General features: G+C 38.8%; 13 protein-coding genes and 1 riboswitch. Of the genes, 6 read left to right on the top strand and 7 right to left on the bottom strand.

Going from position 1 to position 12,998, the window contains the following annotated elements:
- Window positions 1-53: 53 nt before the first annotated feature.
- The 5 genes from IGL42_RS00930 to IGL42_RS00910 all read right to left on the bottom strand — a co-directional run bounded on the left by IGL42_RS00930 (window position 54) and on the right by IGL42_RS00910 (window position 5,647).
- On the bottom strand, window positions 54-1,544 hold the full coding sequence (locus tag IGL42_RS00930; protein ID WP_010710983.1) for an aldehyde dehydrogenase family protein: 1,491 nt from the start codon (window positions 1,542-1,544) through the stop codon (window positions 54-56).
- Window positions 1,545-1,821: 277 nt separating this feature from the next.
- Window positions 1,822-3,333 (bottom strand): glucosaminidase domain-containing protein, encoded by a 1,512-nt coding sequence (locus IGL42_RS00925; protein WP_025191915.1) that lies wholly within the window; start codon window positions 3,331-3,333, stop codon window positions 1,822-1,824.
- Between the two features lie 227 nt (window positions 3,334-3,560).
- Window positions 3,561-4,073, bottom strand: a complete 513-nt coding sequence (locus tag IGL42_RS00920) for a transcription repressor NadR (protein WP_002356248.1) — start codon at window positions 4,071-4,073, stop codon at window positions 3,561-3,563.
- Window positions 4,074-4,083: 10 nt separating this feature from the next.
- Window positions 4,084-4,929, bottom strand: a complete 846-nt coding sequence (locus tag IGL42_RS00915; protein WP_002363448.1) for a chorismate mutase — start codon at window positions 4,927-4,929, stop codon at window positions 4,084-4,086.
- 4 nt (window positions 4,930-4,933) lie between these two features.
- Window positions 4,934-5,647, bottom strand: coding sequence for an NAD-dependent protein deacylase (locus IGL42_RS00910; protein WP_010710981.1), 714 nt, complete (start codon window positions 5,645-5,647; stop codon window positions 4,934-4,936).
- A gap of 172 nt (window positions 5,648-5,819) precedes the next feature.
- Here IGL42_RS00910 and IGL42_RS00905 point away from each other — a divergent pair, with 172 nt between their 5' ends.
- The 3 genes from IGL42_RS00905 to IGL42_RS00895 all read left to right on the top strand — a co-directional run bounded on the left by IGL42_RS00905 (window position 5,820) and on the right by IGL42_RS00895 (window position 9,010).
- Window positions 5,820-6,116, top strand: a complete 297-nt coding sequence (locus IGL42_RS00905; protein ID WP_002356244.1) for a hypothetical protein — start codon at window positions 5,820-5,822, stop codon at window positions 6,114-6,116.
- Between the two features lie 189 nt (window positions 6,117-6,305).
- Window positions 6,306-6,480, top strand: a riboswitch (Lysine riboswitch).
- A 194-nt stretch (window positions 6,481-6,674) separates the two neighbouring features.
- Window positions 6,675-8,258 carry an ABC transporter substrate-binding protein/permease gene (locus tag IGL42_RS00900; protein WP_002381368.1) on the top strand — a complete coding sequence of 528 codons (1,584 nt, stop codon included), beginning with the start codon at window positions 6,675-6,677 and terminating at the stop codon, window positions 8,256-8,258.
- Between the two features lie 11 nt (window positions 8,259-8,269).
- Window positions 8,270-9,010, top strand: a complete 741-nt coding sequence (locus IGL42_RS00895) for an amino acid ABC transporter ATP-binding protein (protein ID WP_002356242.1) — start codon at window positions 8,270-8,272, stop codon at window positions 9,008-9,010.
- A 44-nt stretch (window positions 9,011-9,054) separates the two neighbouring features.
- Here IGL42_RS00895 and IGL42_RS00890 read toward each other — a convergent pair whose 3' ends face one another.
- Window positions 9,055-9,639, bottom strand: coding sequence for a TIGR00730 family Rossman fold protein (locus IGL42_RS00890; RefSeq protein WP_002394583.1), 585 nt, complete (start codon window positions 9,637-9,639; stop codon window positions 9,055-9,057).
- A 173-nt stretch (window positions 9,640-9,812) separates the two neighbouring features.
- Between IGL42_RS00890 and IGL42_RS00885 the strand changes: the two genes are divergently transcribed.
- The 3 genes from IGL42_RS00885 (at window position 9,813) to IGL42_RS00875 (ending at window position 12,194) form a co-directional block, all read left to right on the top strand.
- Window positions 9,813-10,304, top strand: a complete 492-nt coding sequence (locus IGL42_RS00885; protein WP_002367642.1) for a GNAT family N-acetyltransferase — start codon at window positions 9,813-9,815, stop codon at window positions 10,302-10,304.
- 90 nt (window positions 10,305-10,394) lie between these two features.
- Window positions 10,395-11,750 (top strand): branched-chain amino acid transport system II carrier protein, encoded by a 1,356-nt coding sequence (gene brnQ / locus IGL42_RS00880; protein WP_002361550.1) that lies wholly within the window; start codon window positions 10,395-10,397, stop codon window positions 11,748-11,750.
- Between the two features lie 132 nt (window positions 11,751-11,882).
- Window positions 11,883-12,194: a heavy metal-binding domain-containing protein gene (locus IGL42_RS00875; RefSeq protein ID WP_002381365.1), complete on the top strand. Its 312-nt coding sequence runs from the start codon at window positions 11,883-11,885 to the stop codon at window positions 12,192-12,194.
- Window positions 12,195-12,244: 50 nt separating this feature from the next.
- Here IGL42_RS00875 and truA read toward each other — a convergent pair whose 3' ends face one another.
- A complete protein-coding gene (gene truA, locus IGL42_RS00870; RefSeq protein ID WP_002356237.1) occupies window positions 12,245-12,994 on the bottom strand; it encodes a tRNA pseudouridine(38-40) synthase TruA in 750 nt (249 codons plus the stop codon).
- Window positions 12,995-12,998 lie beyond the last annotated feature (4 nt).

The raw sequence follows: 12,998 nt of genomic DNA, 5'->3' as shown, positions 1-12,998 counted from the left end.
GAAAAATAACAATAACCAAAAATAAGTTTATTATCTAGAATTCACTACACTACTTAATACAGTCCATCTGCTTCTTCTTTTGTCACAATGTAAATATTTTTCATTTGCGTATAAGCATCTAGCATTGATTTATGCGTTTCTCGACCAATTCCTGATTTTTTATAACCGCCAAATGGCGCGCCCGCAGGCAATTGATTGTATGTGTTGACCCACATTCGACCTGTCCGTACACCACGAGCAACCCGTAATGCCACATTGATATCTTGAGAAAAGACGGCACCACCTAGACCATATTCAGAATCATTAGCTAAACGAATGACTTCTTCTTCCGTTTCAAATTTAATCACTGTTGCAACAGGACCAAAGATTTCTTCTTGGGCCACACACATTGCATTCGTACCATTCGCTAATAACGTAGGTGCTAAAAACGCCCCCTTGTCTAGCCCATTTTCTGTTAAACGTTGCCCACCAGTAATCAGCGTAGCTCCTTCCTTCACACCAATTTCGACATATTTTAAAATTTCTTCCAATTGATGCTCATTGATCTGAGCGCCCATTTCAACATCTTTTTCCCACGGGAAACCAACGTTCACTTGTTCAAACTTTTCCTTTAAAGCTTCTACAAATTGATCATAAATACCTGACTGAACGAACACACGAGACCCAGCACAACAAACTTGCCCTTGATTGAATAAAATCCCTAACTGCACGCCTTCTAATGCACGTTCCCAATTGGCATCTTCAAAAATAATGTTGGCTGATTTTCCGCCAAGTTCTAAAGTGGCTGGAATTAGGCGGTCGGCCGCCGCTTTAGCGACAGTGTACCCCACCTCTGTTGAGCCTGTAAAAGCTAGCTTATCAAACCCTGGATGTGCCAACATATAATTTCCTGAATCAGAACCACGACCGGTGATTAAATTCACTACTCCTTTCGGCAAAACTTGATCAAAAATTTTAAACAATTCCAACAGACTTAATGATGTGCTCGAGGACGGATGAATCACAACCGTGTTACCTGCTGCCAACGCTGGTGCTAATTTCCAAGCACCCATTAATAAGGGGAAATTCCACGGAATAATTTGACCCACAACACCGATGGGTTCTTTCACAACAATGGATAACGTATCCTTATCAAATTCTTTGACAGATCCTTCTTCTCCACGAATCACACTAGCAAAATACCGAAAATGGTCTGCACTGGCAGGGACATCAATCGATTGCGTTTCCCGAAGCGGTTTTCCATTATCTAAAGTCTCCACCATAGCCAAATGTTCTTGATTTTCTTCAATCAAATCAGCAATTTTCAATAAAAGATTGCTTCTTGTTACAACGTCAACATCTTTCCATGTCTGAAACGCTTCTTGGGCTGCTTCTACAGCTCGATCCACATCTGCATTTGTGGCATCTACAAATTCTGCTAATTTTTCGCCATTACTAGGATTGTAACTAGCAATCATTTTGTTACCACTACCTGTTGTCCACTCTCCATTAATATACAATTGATAGCTACTGGCAACTACTTTATTTATTTCTTTTTTACTCATTTACCCACCTCTTTTTTTATTTTTTGTATCCGCTTACAATTATAAGACATCTTCCACCTAAAAGTAAATAATTCTACCTAAAAAAAATATAGCTATCAGCGACTGTTGCTAACTCATCCCGACCTCAAGCCTCCTGGCAATAACTGAATGTATTAAACTTTATTGGAGAGAACTTTTGCCACAAAAAAAGCTAGCACTGAAGAATTAAAATTGCTTCTTCAGTGCTAGCTTTGATTTTTCCAACTCATTCGTTCTTATTGACAAAGAGCTGATTTTTTTATTTATCTTTTGGAACGATATAGTTCATTAAATGTGTTTCATCGGCTGAGATTGTACGTGTCGAAACAACGTTTAATCCCTTCACGTTCATTTCAGAAATTAAGATGCTACCATCTTTAAAGACTTTTTCCACAAATGCGACATGACCATAAGTATTGTCTGCGCCTAAAACGCCAGCTGGGAAGGAAACTGCTGCGCCTGCTTTTGGTGTACGACTTACTTTGTACCCGCGTGCACGACCTGTTTCGCCCCAATCTTGACCATTCCCCATTGTTAAGTCCACACGTTTACCTAATTGCGTAATACGGTTGTAGACATATTGTGTACAGTTGCCCCAAGCATAACTATTAAAGGTGTCATAGTTTTTGCCATTATAGGCTGGGAAATTTGATTCCATTGGTTCAACGGTTGCTTTTTCTTTATCATAATAAGTTAAATCGTATGTTTTAATTAACGCATTTAATTTCTTATGGTAATCTTTGTCCGTTGCGTATTTTCCTGTTAGGAAACGTGTCGCTTCTTTGTATGATTTGGCTTCCGTTTTCCAGACACCATGATAGAAATCTTTATTGGAATCTAAACCATTTTTCAATAATTTCGCATAATCTTCCATTGATTCTTTATACGTTGGATATTGACGGAATTTTGCTTCTACTGTGTATAGGTTACCGAAACCATTGTCTTCATAGGTAATAAAAGAAACAGATTGACCTTTGTAATCGCCTTTAATACCAAACAAATTGTAGTTTGGTTTCTGGCTTAATTTACTATTGCCGCTGCCACTTTCTAAAATTGCTTGAGCAATCATCACACTAGCATATAAGTTTTTGTCCTTGGCCACTTTCCGAGCAGATTCACCGATTTCTTGAATAAACTCTTCTGTCTTCTTCGTTTTGCTGACCGTAAACGTCTCATCGTCTTCCACTAACCCAACCGTTGCATTTGTAACTGGTGGGACTATTTCGGGCTGCGGTGTTGACGCTGCTGGTTGTTCTACTGGCTTTTCAGCTGGCGCTGTTGGTGTCACTGGTTTCGCCGGCTGTTTTGATTCAGAAGTACTCGTGCCAGGTTTTGGCTGTTCTTTAGAAGAACTTGGTGTGGTCGTCGGCGTGGTACTTGATTCAGTTGTACTTGTTGACGTAGAATCTGTGGTTGACTCTGTTGTACTCGTTGAGGTGGAGTCAGTAGTCGATTCTGTCGTACTTGTGGATGTTGAATCCGTTGTGGAATCTGTCGTTTCGGTTCCTGACGTTTCCGTGGACTCCGTGGTTGTAGATTCACTTGATTCGGTTGAACTTTCTGTTTCAGTTGTTGATTCTTCTGTCGCTTCTGTTGTTTCACTAGTCGCTGTCGTTTCAGTGTCTTCAGCAGTTGTTGCTTCTGCGGTTGTTTCTGCAACAGAACTATTTTCAGCTACCAAGTTATTACCTTCTGCAAATGCGCCTACTGGCATTGATGAACCTAAAAGTAATAAGGTAGAGAACATGGCAAATTGTTTTTTCATACTCATTCTCCTTTTTTATTTTTCTCCATTTATTTTTATGTACCAACATAATAATTGACATAGTTATTGTTTAAATGGCTCCTTTTTTAATAGTATACTGTTTCATAAAAAATTTCTAGCAAAAAGTTAAAAAAATAGAAGAAAATTCACAAATTCTTCTATCTTTTTTTGGTAATTTTCTAAGAAAAAAAAGAAAGGGCTTGAACAAACATCAACGTCCTCTCTTTTTCTCGTTATCCTTCAAACAAAATACTTTTTTTTCGAAGTGCCTCTTTGATTTCTTGGAAAGTTTCTTCGTCTGCACAGCGAATAGTATGCAGATGGACGCCTCCTGTTAAAACTGATAGTAATGTAGCATGCTCTTTTTGATACTTGTCCATAAATTTATCAATATCTTTCTCTGATTGAATGCGCAAACTGCCGATTAATTCCCCATAAAGCGGATGTGCAATACTCACATCTACCACTTCTCCACCTTTGGCAACAATGACTGACAATTCTTCTCTCGTTTGTTCAGGTGTATGTTGACAAGCAATTTTCCGTTCAATTCCTTCTAAAGGTTGTTCCAACATATACCCTCGAGCTGTTGCGACAATTTCGACCCCTGTCGCCCGTAATAGAGCGACATCTCCTACAATAATTTGTCTGCTGACATCAAAAGCTTTTGCAAAACGAGTGGCACTAATTGGCTTTTCGGTCTCTCTTAACCTTTTAACAATCTCTCTTCTTCTGATTTCTCCATCCACGACCTTCGCCTCACTCTCCTAAATGTTTTTCTTGGAAACGTTTAGAGGCGTCCATAATCCCCTGGAAAGTCTCAGATAATGTTTCTTCATACTCGGCATTTTCAACATGATTCAGAATAGTTTCTAATACTTGTTGTTCTCTTTCAGAATCAAAAACCGCATGACCTGCTTTCTTTTTCACTGCAGCAATCTCTGCGACGACATCCATCCGCTGTTCTAATAAACGGACCAGTTCCTTATCGATTTGGTTAATCTTTGCTCGTTGTTGTTCTAAAGAAGTTGTTGGGGCGTCATCTTCAGTCAATTCTTTAATTATCCGTGCTGGATTACCTGCGATCACACAGTTTTCTGGGAACGATTTGGTCACAACAGCGCCTGCTGCTACCACTACATTATCACCTAATGTTACGCCAGGAAGGACAATCGCTCCACCGCCAATCCAAACATTGTTGCCAATGATAATTCGTTTCCCTGATTCCATTCCGCTATTACGCTTGGCCGCTTGTAATGGATGCTCGGCTGTATAAAGTTGCACATTGGGGCCAAACATACAGTTATCGCCAATTTCGATTGGACAAACATCTAAAAAAACGTTATTAAAATTGGCATAGAAATTTTTTCCCACAGAAATGTTGTAGCCATAATCAAATTGAATCATCGGTTCGATGTACGTCCCGACACCCACTTTTCCAAACGTTTCTTCTATTAATTGACGACGAATATAAGTGTCTGGTTGTTGGTTAATTAACGCCATTTGTTCACGGGCTTTTTTGCGATCAGCCACTAATTCAGGATCTGAGGCAAAATATAGTGCACCTGCGATCATTTTTTCTTTTTCTGATTTAAATTCTTCCATTCCGTTACTCCTTTATCGTTAATTCTGCAAATATCGTTTCGGCTTTCGCTTCTAAAAAATAATAAGGTTGTTGTAAAAATAGCGGCGTTTGATTAATGGCTAAAATAGTTGCCGTTGGTTGTTTATAATGAATCAAATCGCAAAATGGATGCACTTGAAAACTCGTGCCGACAATCACGATTAAGTCGGCAGAAGCAACGGCCTGAATGGCTTTTTCGATTGCCTCTTCGGATAGGCCTTCTTCATACAAAGTAATAGCTGGACGGATTTGTCCATGACAGTCTGCGTGCCGATCACTAAGCAAATAGTCTTGCCAAGGAACCGTTGCACCACAAGTTTGGCAATAACATTCATATAAATTACCGTGAAAGTCCACCACTTCTTGGCTACCTGCTTTTCGATGAAGCCCATCAATATTTTGTGAAACAATTGTTCCCCGTTTCATTTGCTCTAATTGTGCCATTTTCTGGTGAATGATATTAGGTTGTGCGTCTGGATGATAGAGCGTTTTAACGAATTGATAAAACTTTTCTGGCTCTGTTTTTAAGCAAGTCCGGCTCAATAAGTATTCCGGTTGCTGGATTCCTTGATAGACACCTTTTAAGGAACGATAATCTGGCACACCTGAGGCTGTCGAGATACCCGCACCTGTTAAAAATGTGATTTTTTTTTGGGTTGCCAACCAATGAATTGCCTCAGCTTGCGTGATATCTTGCATATCGATTCAGCTCCTAATCTTCTATATTATAACGTATTTTAACATTAGCACCAAAAGTTTTTCCACTTTTTGAAAACTTCTTACCTATATATTGATTTATCTTGAAAGAGTTTGTGACAAATTTCTCAACTCGTGGTAAAATATGCATGAGTAAAAGTGAGGTGAAACAACAATGGTCGCATTTATTATTTATTGGGCTGCAATTATTGCCTGCATCGCTTGGGGCGTTTTAAGCATTTGGTTCTCTGTTTTTTATCTTTCTCGTAAAGAAAACGGAAATCTTTGGGCTTTTGCGTTCTTCAACGTTATCGCTATTATCGCCTTAGCAATTGTTTTATTAGTTTACAAAACTTGGGATTTCGGTATCTTAACTTACTCAAGTCTAATTTATACAATTTTAGCTTCTTTAGGTGTATTGACTGTTCTTCAAGCTATTTTAGGTCGTGAACCAAAAGCTGTCAAAGCTTAAGTAAAAAGCAACTGTTCCTTTAGGAATGGTTGCTTTTTTCGTATTAGTTTCTATTTCGTAGGGAAAATGTTACGCTAATTTCATGGTGTTTGTGTCCTCTTGATAAATTCCTTTGCTGGAACATATTGACTTTCTTCTGGATTTATCCTAAAATTAATAACTGAATTTAATAACTGAATAGTGCCTCAAAAAAGAGGTAGAGGTCGCGGTTTTTATTACGCTTGTGGAGTGAGAGGACACTGGGAAGCAAGTTTAGGATCAATCGCCGAAATGCATAACGGAGCCTCTTCTGTTGTGTGTTGGGACGTAAGTTAAGAGCTTGCGGACTGTCTTAGTAGTGATGCTAAGTTGTGCTATGTTTCGTTGAGGAATTTTTTTCGACATTACCTAGCAACCTTACATCTGTTTGGTTGTTTTTTTGTATTCAAAAATAGGTTGTGACAGAAGTATTCTCCTTTAAAAAGACAGAATCGCTTTTGCTCAGCTGATTATCAAAGCTTGTTGATTGAAAAAAGACAAAACGATCAATCAGACAAGAAATTTAAAGGAGAGAAAAAGATGAACAAAAAAGTTTTTTCATTCAGTCTACTACTTGTCACGCTATTTTCGTTACTTGGCATGACAACCAACGCTTCGGCGGAGGAAAATGGTGAATTTCGTGTCGGCATGGAAGCTGGCTACGCCCCTTTTAACTGGTCACAGAAAAATGACGCACATGGCGCAGTGCCTATTCAAGGCAACTCTTATGCAGGCGGCTATGATGTTCAAATTTCTAAAAAAATTGCCGATGGTTTAGGTCGTAAATTAGTAATCGTCCAAACCAAATGGGATGGCTTGGCGCCCGCCTTACAATCTGGAAAAATTGATGCCATTATCGCCGGAATGAGCCCAACCGCTGAACGAAAAAAAGAAATTGCTTTTACAAACCCTTATTATGAATCACAATTTGTCGTAATTGTAAAAAAAGATGGCAAATACGCTAATGCAAAAAGCTTGAAAGATTTAGCTGATGCTAAAATTACGGCTCAACTAAATACATTCCACTACGGATTAATTGATCAAATTCCAAATGTCAATAAACAGCAAGCAATGGATAACTTTTCAGCTATGCGAACAGCACTTGCTTCTGGCATGATTGACGGGTATGTTAGTGAACGCCCTGAAGGCATAACAGCAACTAGTGTCAATAAAGAATTAAAAATGTTAGAATTTCCAAAAGAAAATGGCTTTGATGCTAGCGCTGAAGACTCGCAAGTAGCAGTCGGCATGCGTAAAGGCGATCCAGACATTGAAAAAGTAAACAAAATTTTAGCAGGTATTTCTCAAGATGAACGGACAAAAATTATGGACCAAGCAATCAAGGATCAACCTGCAGCAACAGATAGTGATGAACAAAAAACAGGACTTATTAACGATTTCAAAAATATTTGGAATCAATATGGCGACATGTTTTTACGTGGTGCTGGTTTAACGCTATTTATCGCGTTAATTGGGACAGTTGTCGGAACAACCCTTGGTTTACTAATTGGTGTCTTCCGTACAATTCCAGATTCTGAAAACCCAGTCGCTCGTTTCTTCCAAAAATTAGGAAATTTAATTCTTTCTATTTATATTGAAGTTTTCCGTGGTACACCAATGATGGTTCAAGCAATGGTTATTTTCTATGGTTTAGCTCTAGCTTTTGGCATCTCTTTAGACCGAACAGTGGCCGCATTATTTATCGTTTCTGTGAATACTGGTGCCTATATGTCTGAAATTGTTCGCGGAGGTATTTTCGCAGTAGATAAAGGACAATTCGAGGCAGCACAAGCGATTGGGATGACCCATGGACAAACAATGCGTAAAGTCGTTATTCCCCAAGTATTACGTAATATTTTACCTGCAACAGGGAATGAATTTGTCATTAATATCAAAGATACAGCCGTGTTAAGTGTTATCGGTGTCGCAGATTTATTCTTCCAAGGGAATGCTGCTTCTGGCGCAAACTTCCAGTTCTTCCAAACCTTTACAATTGTCGGCATCATGTACTTGGTAATGACTTTTGTGATTACACGAATCTTACGTGTTGTGGAACGTAAAATGGATGGCCCTTCTGCTTACGTTAAAGTAGAAGAATTAACTGAAGAAGGAAAAGAAAGCTAGGAGGCAAACAGATGAGTGCAATTATTGAAATTGAACATTTACGAAAAAGCTTTGGCGAAAACGAAGTATTAAAAGATATCAATATGAACGTCAATAAAGGAGAAGTTGTCACCATTATCGGTTCTTCTGGTTCTGGTAAATCAACGTTATTACGTTGTATTAATTTGTTAGAAAAACCAACAGATGGTAAAATCATCTATAATGGTAAAAATGTTTTAGAACGTGGTTATAGTTTGCCCAAATATCGGACCCATTTAGGTATGGTTTTCCAATCATTCAATTTATTTAATAACATGAATGTCTTAGAAAACTGTACTTCTGGTCAGATGACTGTCCTAAAAAGAAACAAAGAAGAAGCCAAAAAAATTGCCTTAGAAAATTTAGAAAAAGTTGGCATGGCTCGTTTTATTGATGCCAAACCTGCTCAATTATCCGGTGGACAAAAGCAACGGGTAGCCATTGCTCGAGCATTATCAATGGATCCAGATGTTTTACTTTTCGATGAACCAACTTCTGCATTGGATCCTGAAATGGTTGGCGAAGTGCTAAAAACGATGAAAAATCTTGCCCATACAGGGCTAACAATGGTGATTGTAACACATGAAATGGAATTTGCGCGGGACGTATCCGATCGTGTTATTTTCATGGATAAAGGTGTCATTGCCGAAGAAGGGACCGCTGAAGATATTTTTGTCCATCCAAAAGAAGCTCGGACAAAAGAGTTCTTACATCGGATTCTAACGAAAAACTAGTAAAAAAGAGGCAGTCATTCTGATTAGAGTGACTGCCTCTTTTGTTATTTTTTGTATTGACGAATCATTGGCGGTTCATAGGAATCAATAAATGCACCAATTTCTTCTAAGGAATCTGAAATGAAAATTTTAGCTCGATCCGCCGCTGTTAAGAAATTAGTTTCTACCATTTTATCAAAAAAAGCAGCTAATAAATCATAGTAACCATTCACGTTGTATAAAATACAAGGGTTCATATGTTCACCGACTCGGCCCCAAGAGATCACCTCGCTAATTTCTTCTAGCGTGCCGGGACCACCGGGTAAAGCTAAATACACATCTGCCAATTCAATCATCTTTTTCTTACGCGCATGCATATCACTGACTGTATGCATCTTTGTAATGCCATTATGTGCAATCTCTCGTTCCATTAAAAAAGTGGGCATGACACCAATTACCTCTCCACCTTCTGCCAAAAGCGTGTCAGCCACCGTACCCATTAGACCAACATTGCCACCGCCATAAACTAGATCATAGTGATTTTCTTTCATCCAAGCGGCTAACGCTACTGCAGCTTGCTGATAGATTGGCTCATTCCCCAGACTGGCGCCACAATATACTGCCATTTTTTTCACAAACATACCCTCCATTTAGATAGATTCTTTTTTACCATCTATCCTCTGGTAGCTATGGTAGCATATTTTGATTTTATCGAAAAGGTGCAGCCATTTTTCTTTTCGTTTTAAAAGTATTTGAATTTTCAGACAATAAATGCTATAGTCTTTTTATATTTTAAAATTTCAGAAAAAGGAGCCCTATTATCTTGTCTACCTCACTCACTATTCGCTTAGTTGCCGAAGCAGATTGGCCCGCATTACATGCCTTGGACCAAATCATTTGGACAAAAAAGAATACCCCTGCCGAGATACAACCACTCTCGCTTGCGGCATATCAGGAAAAAATGAAAGATGAAACGATTTTTGTTGCCATCAGCGGACAACAACTCGCTGGATTTATTGAAGTCCATCCGCCCACTTCGTTAGCAGCTCATCAAAAGCAATGGCTACTAAGTATTGGCGTTTCGCCAGATTTCCAAGGACAAGGGATTGGCGGTTCTTTGCTGTCGTATGTCAAAGATATGGCTCAGATAAGCGGGATTCATAAGCTGAGTTTGCGAGTAATGGCTACCAATCAAGAAGCCATTCGATTCTATGAAAAACATGGTTTTGTGCAGGAAGCACATTTTAAAGAAGAATTTTATATAAATGGACACTATTGTGATGATTATCAGTATGCTTATTTCATAGAAAAATAAGAAAACCAATGTTTTCTATAAAAACTGGTTGCTCTCTGTTTCTTCTTCTGTTATTTTAAATAATAAGACAATATTAAGGAGTGTGAATCTATGCAAAAAAAGTTAGTTTGGCGTGATTATCTATACGTTGGTTCAATGTTATTCGGTTTGTTTTTCGGTGCTGGAAATTTAATTTTCCCTGTACATATGGGACAAGAAGCGGGGGCTTCCGTCTTTTTAGCAAACTTGGGCTTCTTAGCCACTGGAATTGGCTTACCTTTTCTTGGTGTCATTGCTATGGGTGTTTCTAAAAGTTCAGGTGTTTTTGACTTAGCTTCTCGGATTAATCGTCGTTATGCTCTTATTTTTACCTTACTATTATATTTAACGATTGGTCCTTTCTTTGCTTTACCAAGGTTAGCAACTACTTCTTTTGAGATTGGTCTTGCACCATTTGTTCCGAAAGACTTGCAATGGCTGGTTCTTGCTGGTTTTTCCGCATTATTTTTCTTAGCTGTTTGGCTCTTCTCTAGAAAGCCAAGTAAAATCTTAGATTATGTGGGTAAATTTTTAAATCCGTTATTTTTAGCATTGCTAGGAATTTTGATTGTTTTAGCCTTTGTAAAACCATTAGGTCATGTGGCCAGTGCCGCTGTTGGTGAAAATTATATTTCAAGTCCTTTTTTTAAAGGATTTACAGAAGGTTATAATACGTTGGATGCTTTAGCTTCATTAGCTTTTGGGATTGTTGTCGTTTCCACTTTACGAAATATGGGCGTCGAAAAACCAGGAGATATCGCTAAAGGAATGATTAAATCAGGTGCTTTCAGTGTTGTATTGATGGGGATTATCTATACCTTACTTGCTTATATGGGAACAATGAGTATCGGGGCTTTTCCAATCAGTGAAAACGGCGGGATTGCCTTAGCCCAAATTGCCAATTACTATTTAGGCCTACCAGGGAGTATTTTACTGGCTTTTATCGTAGTTCTTGCTTGTTTAAAAACTGGTATCGGCTTAAGCACAGCCTTTTCTGAGACTTTTGAAGAAATGTTTCCGAAAGTTTCCTATCAAAAATTCTTGGCAATTGTTGTTATTTTACCAGCTATTTTTGCAAATGTCGGCTTAACCAACATCATTCAATTTGCCGTTCCAGTCTTGATGTTCCTTTATCCATTGGCGATTACTTTAATGCTTTTGGTAATCATCAGTCCTATTTTCAAACATCGACGGGAAGTCTATCAAGCAACGACCTATATCACATTGATTGCTGCTGTTTTAGATGCATTAAATAGCGCGCCTGCCTTTATCAAAGATACGGCGTTTGTAACAACGCTTTTAGAAAAAGCCGGCCAATACTTACCATTGTTCACTATTGGCATGGGCTGGGTCGTTCCAGCAACGGTTGCTTTTCTAATTAGTTGGGTTTGGGTCATGATTTCTAAAAAAGATCCTATTCTTGATTAATTCTTACCAAAACGACACTAGAAAAAATGCGGAAGCGCATCTTTTCTAGTGTCGTTTTTATGTATATTCGTTGTACCAAACTCTTGACTATGGTAAATTGAAGTTACCAACAAGTACTGGAGGAAATTGCCCATGTTAGTTACAACAACCGAGAGAATTAGCGGTCAAGAATATGAAATTATTGGAGAAGTTTTCGGGTTAACCACACGTTCTAAAAATATGTTTAAAGATTTAGGTGCTGGACTAAAAAGCGTAGTTGGCGGTGAAATCAAAGGTTACACTGATATGCAACGAGAAGCACGCGACCAAGCAATCGAACGTTTAAAAGCAGAAGCCTCTAAATTAGGTGCAGATGCCGTTGTGATGATGCGTTTTGATTCTGGCACAATTGGCACAGACATGCAATCTGTCGTGGCTTACGGAACAGCTGTTAAATACATCTAAATTTTGCAACTAAAAAGACGCAGACCTTTTCTTGTAAGGTCTACGTCTTTTTAGTTTTCATATTTCACTTCTGCTAAATACAATCCTTCTGGATGAGCAGTCGGACCTGCTAAATTTCGATCTTTGGCTGCGATAATTGCTGGAATCGCGGTTGGTTCCAGCCGCCCATTGCCGATTTTCAATAGCGTACCAACTAAAATCCGAATCATTTTGTACAAGAAACCATCGCCCCGAAAAGTGAATGTTAATTCATCCCCCGTTTCATTGACATGAACACTGGCTTCATGAATGGTTCGGACTTTATCTTCTACTGAACTTCCTGAGGCACAGAAAGATGTAAAATCATGGGTGCCTAATAAATCAGGTAAAGCTTGTTGGATTTTTTCGAGATCAATGGGATACGGAAAATAACTGGCATAAAAACGTCGAAATGGACTTCGCGGTTTGCCAATATCCACTTTAAATTGATAGGTTTTTTCGATCACGTGATAACGTGCATGAAAGTCTTCTGAAACACGTTCCACGCTTCGCACAGCAATGTCTTCTGGTGTTTGTGTATCTAACGCAAAGCGCATTTTTTCCAACGGACGTTCCTGCGGATAATCAAAGTGAATCACTTGGCCCATTGCATGAACCCCTGCATCTGTTCGTCCTGAACCAAAAACCGTCACGGAGTGTCCGTTATTCATGCGTGCTAACGTTTTTTCTATTTCTTCTTGAACGGTACGCTCATTAGGCTGCTTTTGAAAGCCATGAAAATGAGTGCCATCATAGGCAATGATTGCTTTATAGCGGGGCATAATT

The sequence above is a fragment of the Enterococcus sp. DIV0712 genome, from assembly GCF_050554855.1.
Classification (GTDB): Bacteria; Bacillota; Bacilli; order Lactobacillales; family Enterococcaceae; genus Enterococcus; species Enterococcus faecalis.
This window is presented reverse-complemented; position numbering and strand designations above follow the sequence as displayed.

Excerpts from the sequence above, each read along its gene's own strand:
- IGL42_RS00930 (WP_010710983.1), bottom strand. The coding sequence starts at position 1,544 with ATGAGTAAAAAAGAAATAAATAAAGTAGTTGCCAGTAGCTATCAATTG.
- IGL42_RS00925 (WP_025191915.1), bottom strand. The coding sequence starts at position 3,333 with ATGAGTATGAAAAAACAATTTGCCATGTTCTCTACCTTATTACTTTTA.
- IGL42_RS00915 (WP_002363448.1), bottom strand. The coding sequence starts at position 4,929 with ATGGAAGAATTTAAATCAGAAAAAGAAAAAATGATCGCAGGTGCACTA.
- IGL42_RS00910 (WP_010710981.1), bottom strand. The coding sequence starts at position 5,647 with ATGCAAGATATCACGCAAGCTGAGGCAATTCATTGGTTGGCAACCCAA.
- IGL42_RS00905 (WP_002356244.1), top strand. The coding sequence starts at position 5,820 with ATGGTCGCATTTATTATTTATTGGGCTGCAATTATTGCCTGCATCGCT.
- IGL42_RS00900 (WP_002381368.1), top strand. The coding sequence starts at position 6,675 with ATGAACAAAAAAGTTTTTTCATTCAGTCTACTACTTGTCACGCTATTT.
- IGL42_RS00895 (WP_002356242.1), top strand. The coding sequence starts at position 8,270 with ATGAGTGCAATTATTGAAATTGAACATTTACGAAAAAGCTTTGGCGAA.
- IGL42_RS00890 (WP_002394583.1), bottom strand. The coding sequence starts at position 9,639 with ATGGAGGGTATGTTTGTGAAAAAAATGGCAGTATATTGTGGCGCCAGT.
- brnQ (WP_002361550.1), top strand. The coding sequence starts at position 10,395 with ATGCAAAAAAAGTTAGTTTGGCGTGATTATCTATACGTTGGTTCAATG.
- IGL42_RS00875 (WP_002381365.1), top strand. The coding sequence starts at position 11,883 with ATGTTAGTTACAACAACCGAGAGAATTAGCGGTCAAGAATATGAAATT.
- truA (WP_002356237.1), bottom strand. The coding sequence starts at position 12,994 with ATGCCCCGCTATAAAGCAATCATTGCCTATGATGGCACTCATTTTCAT.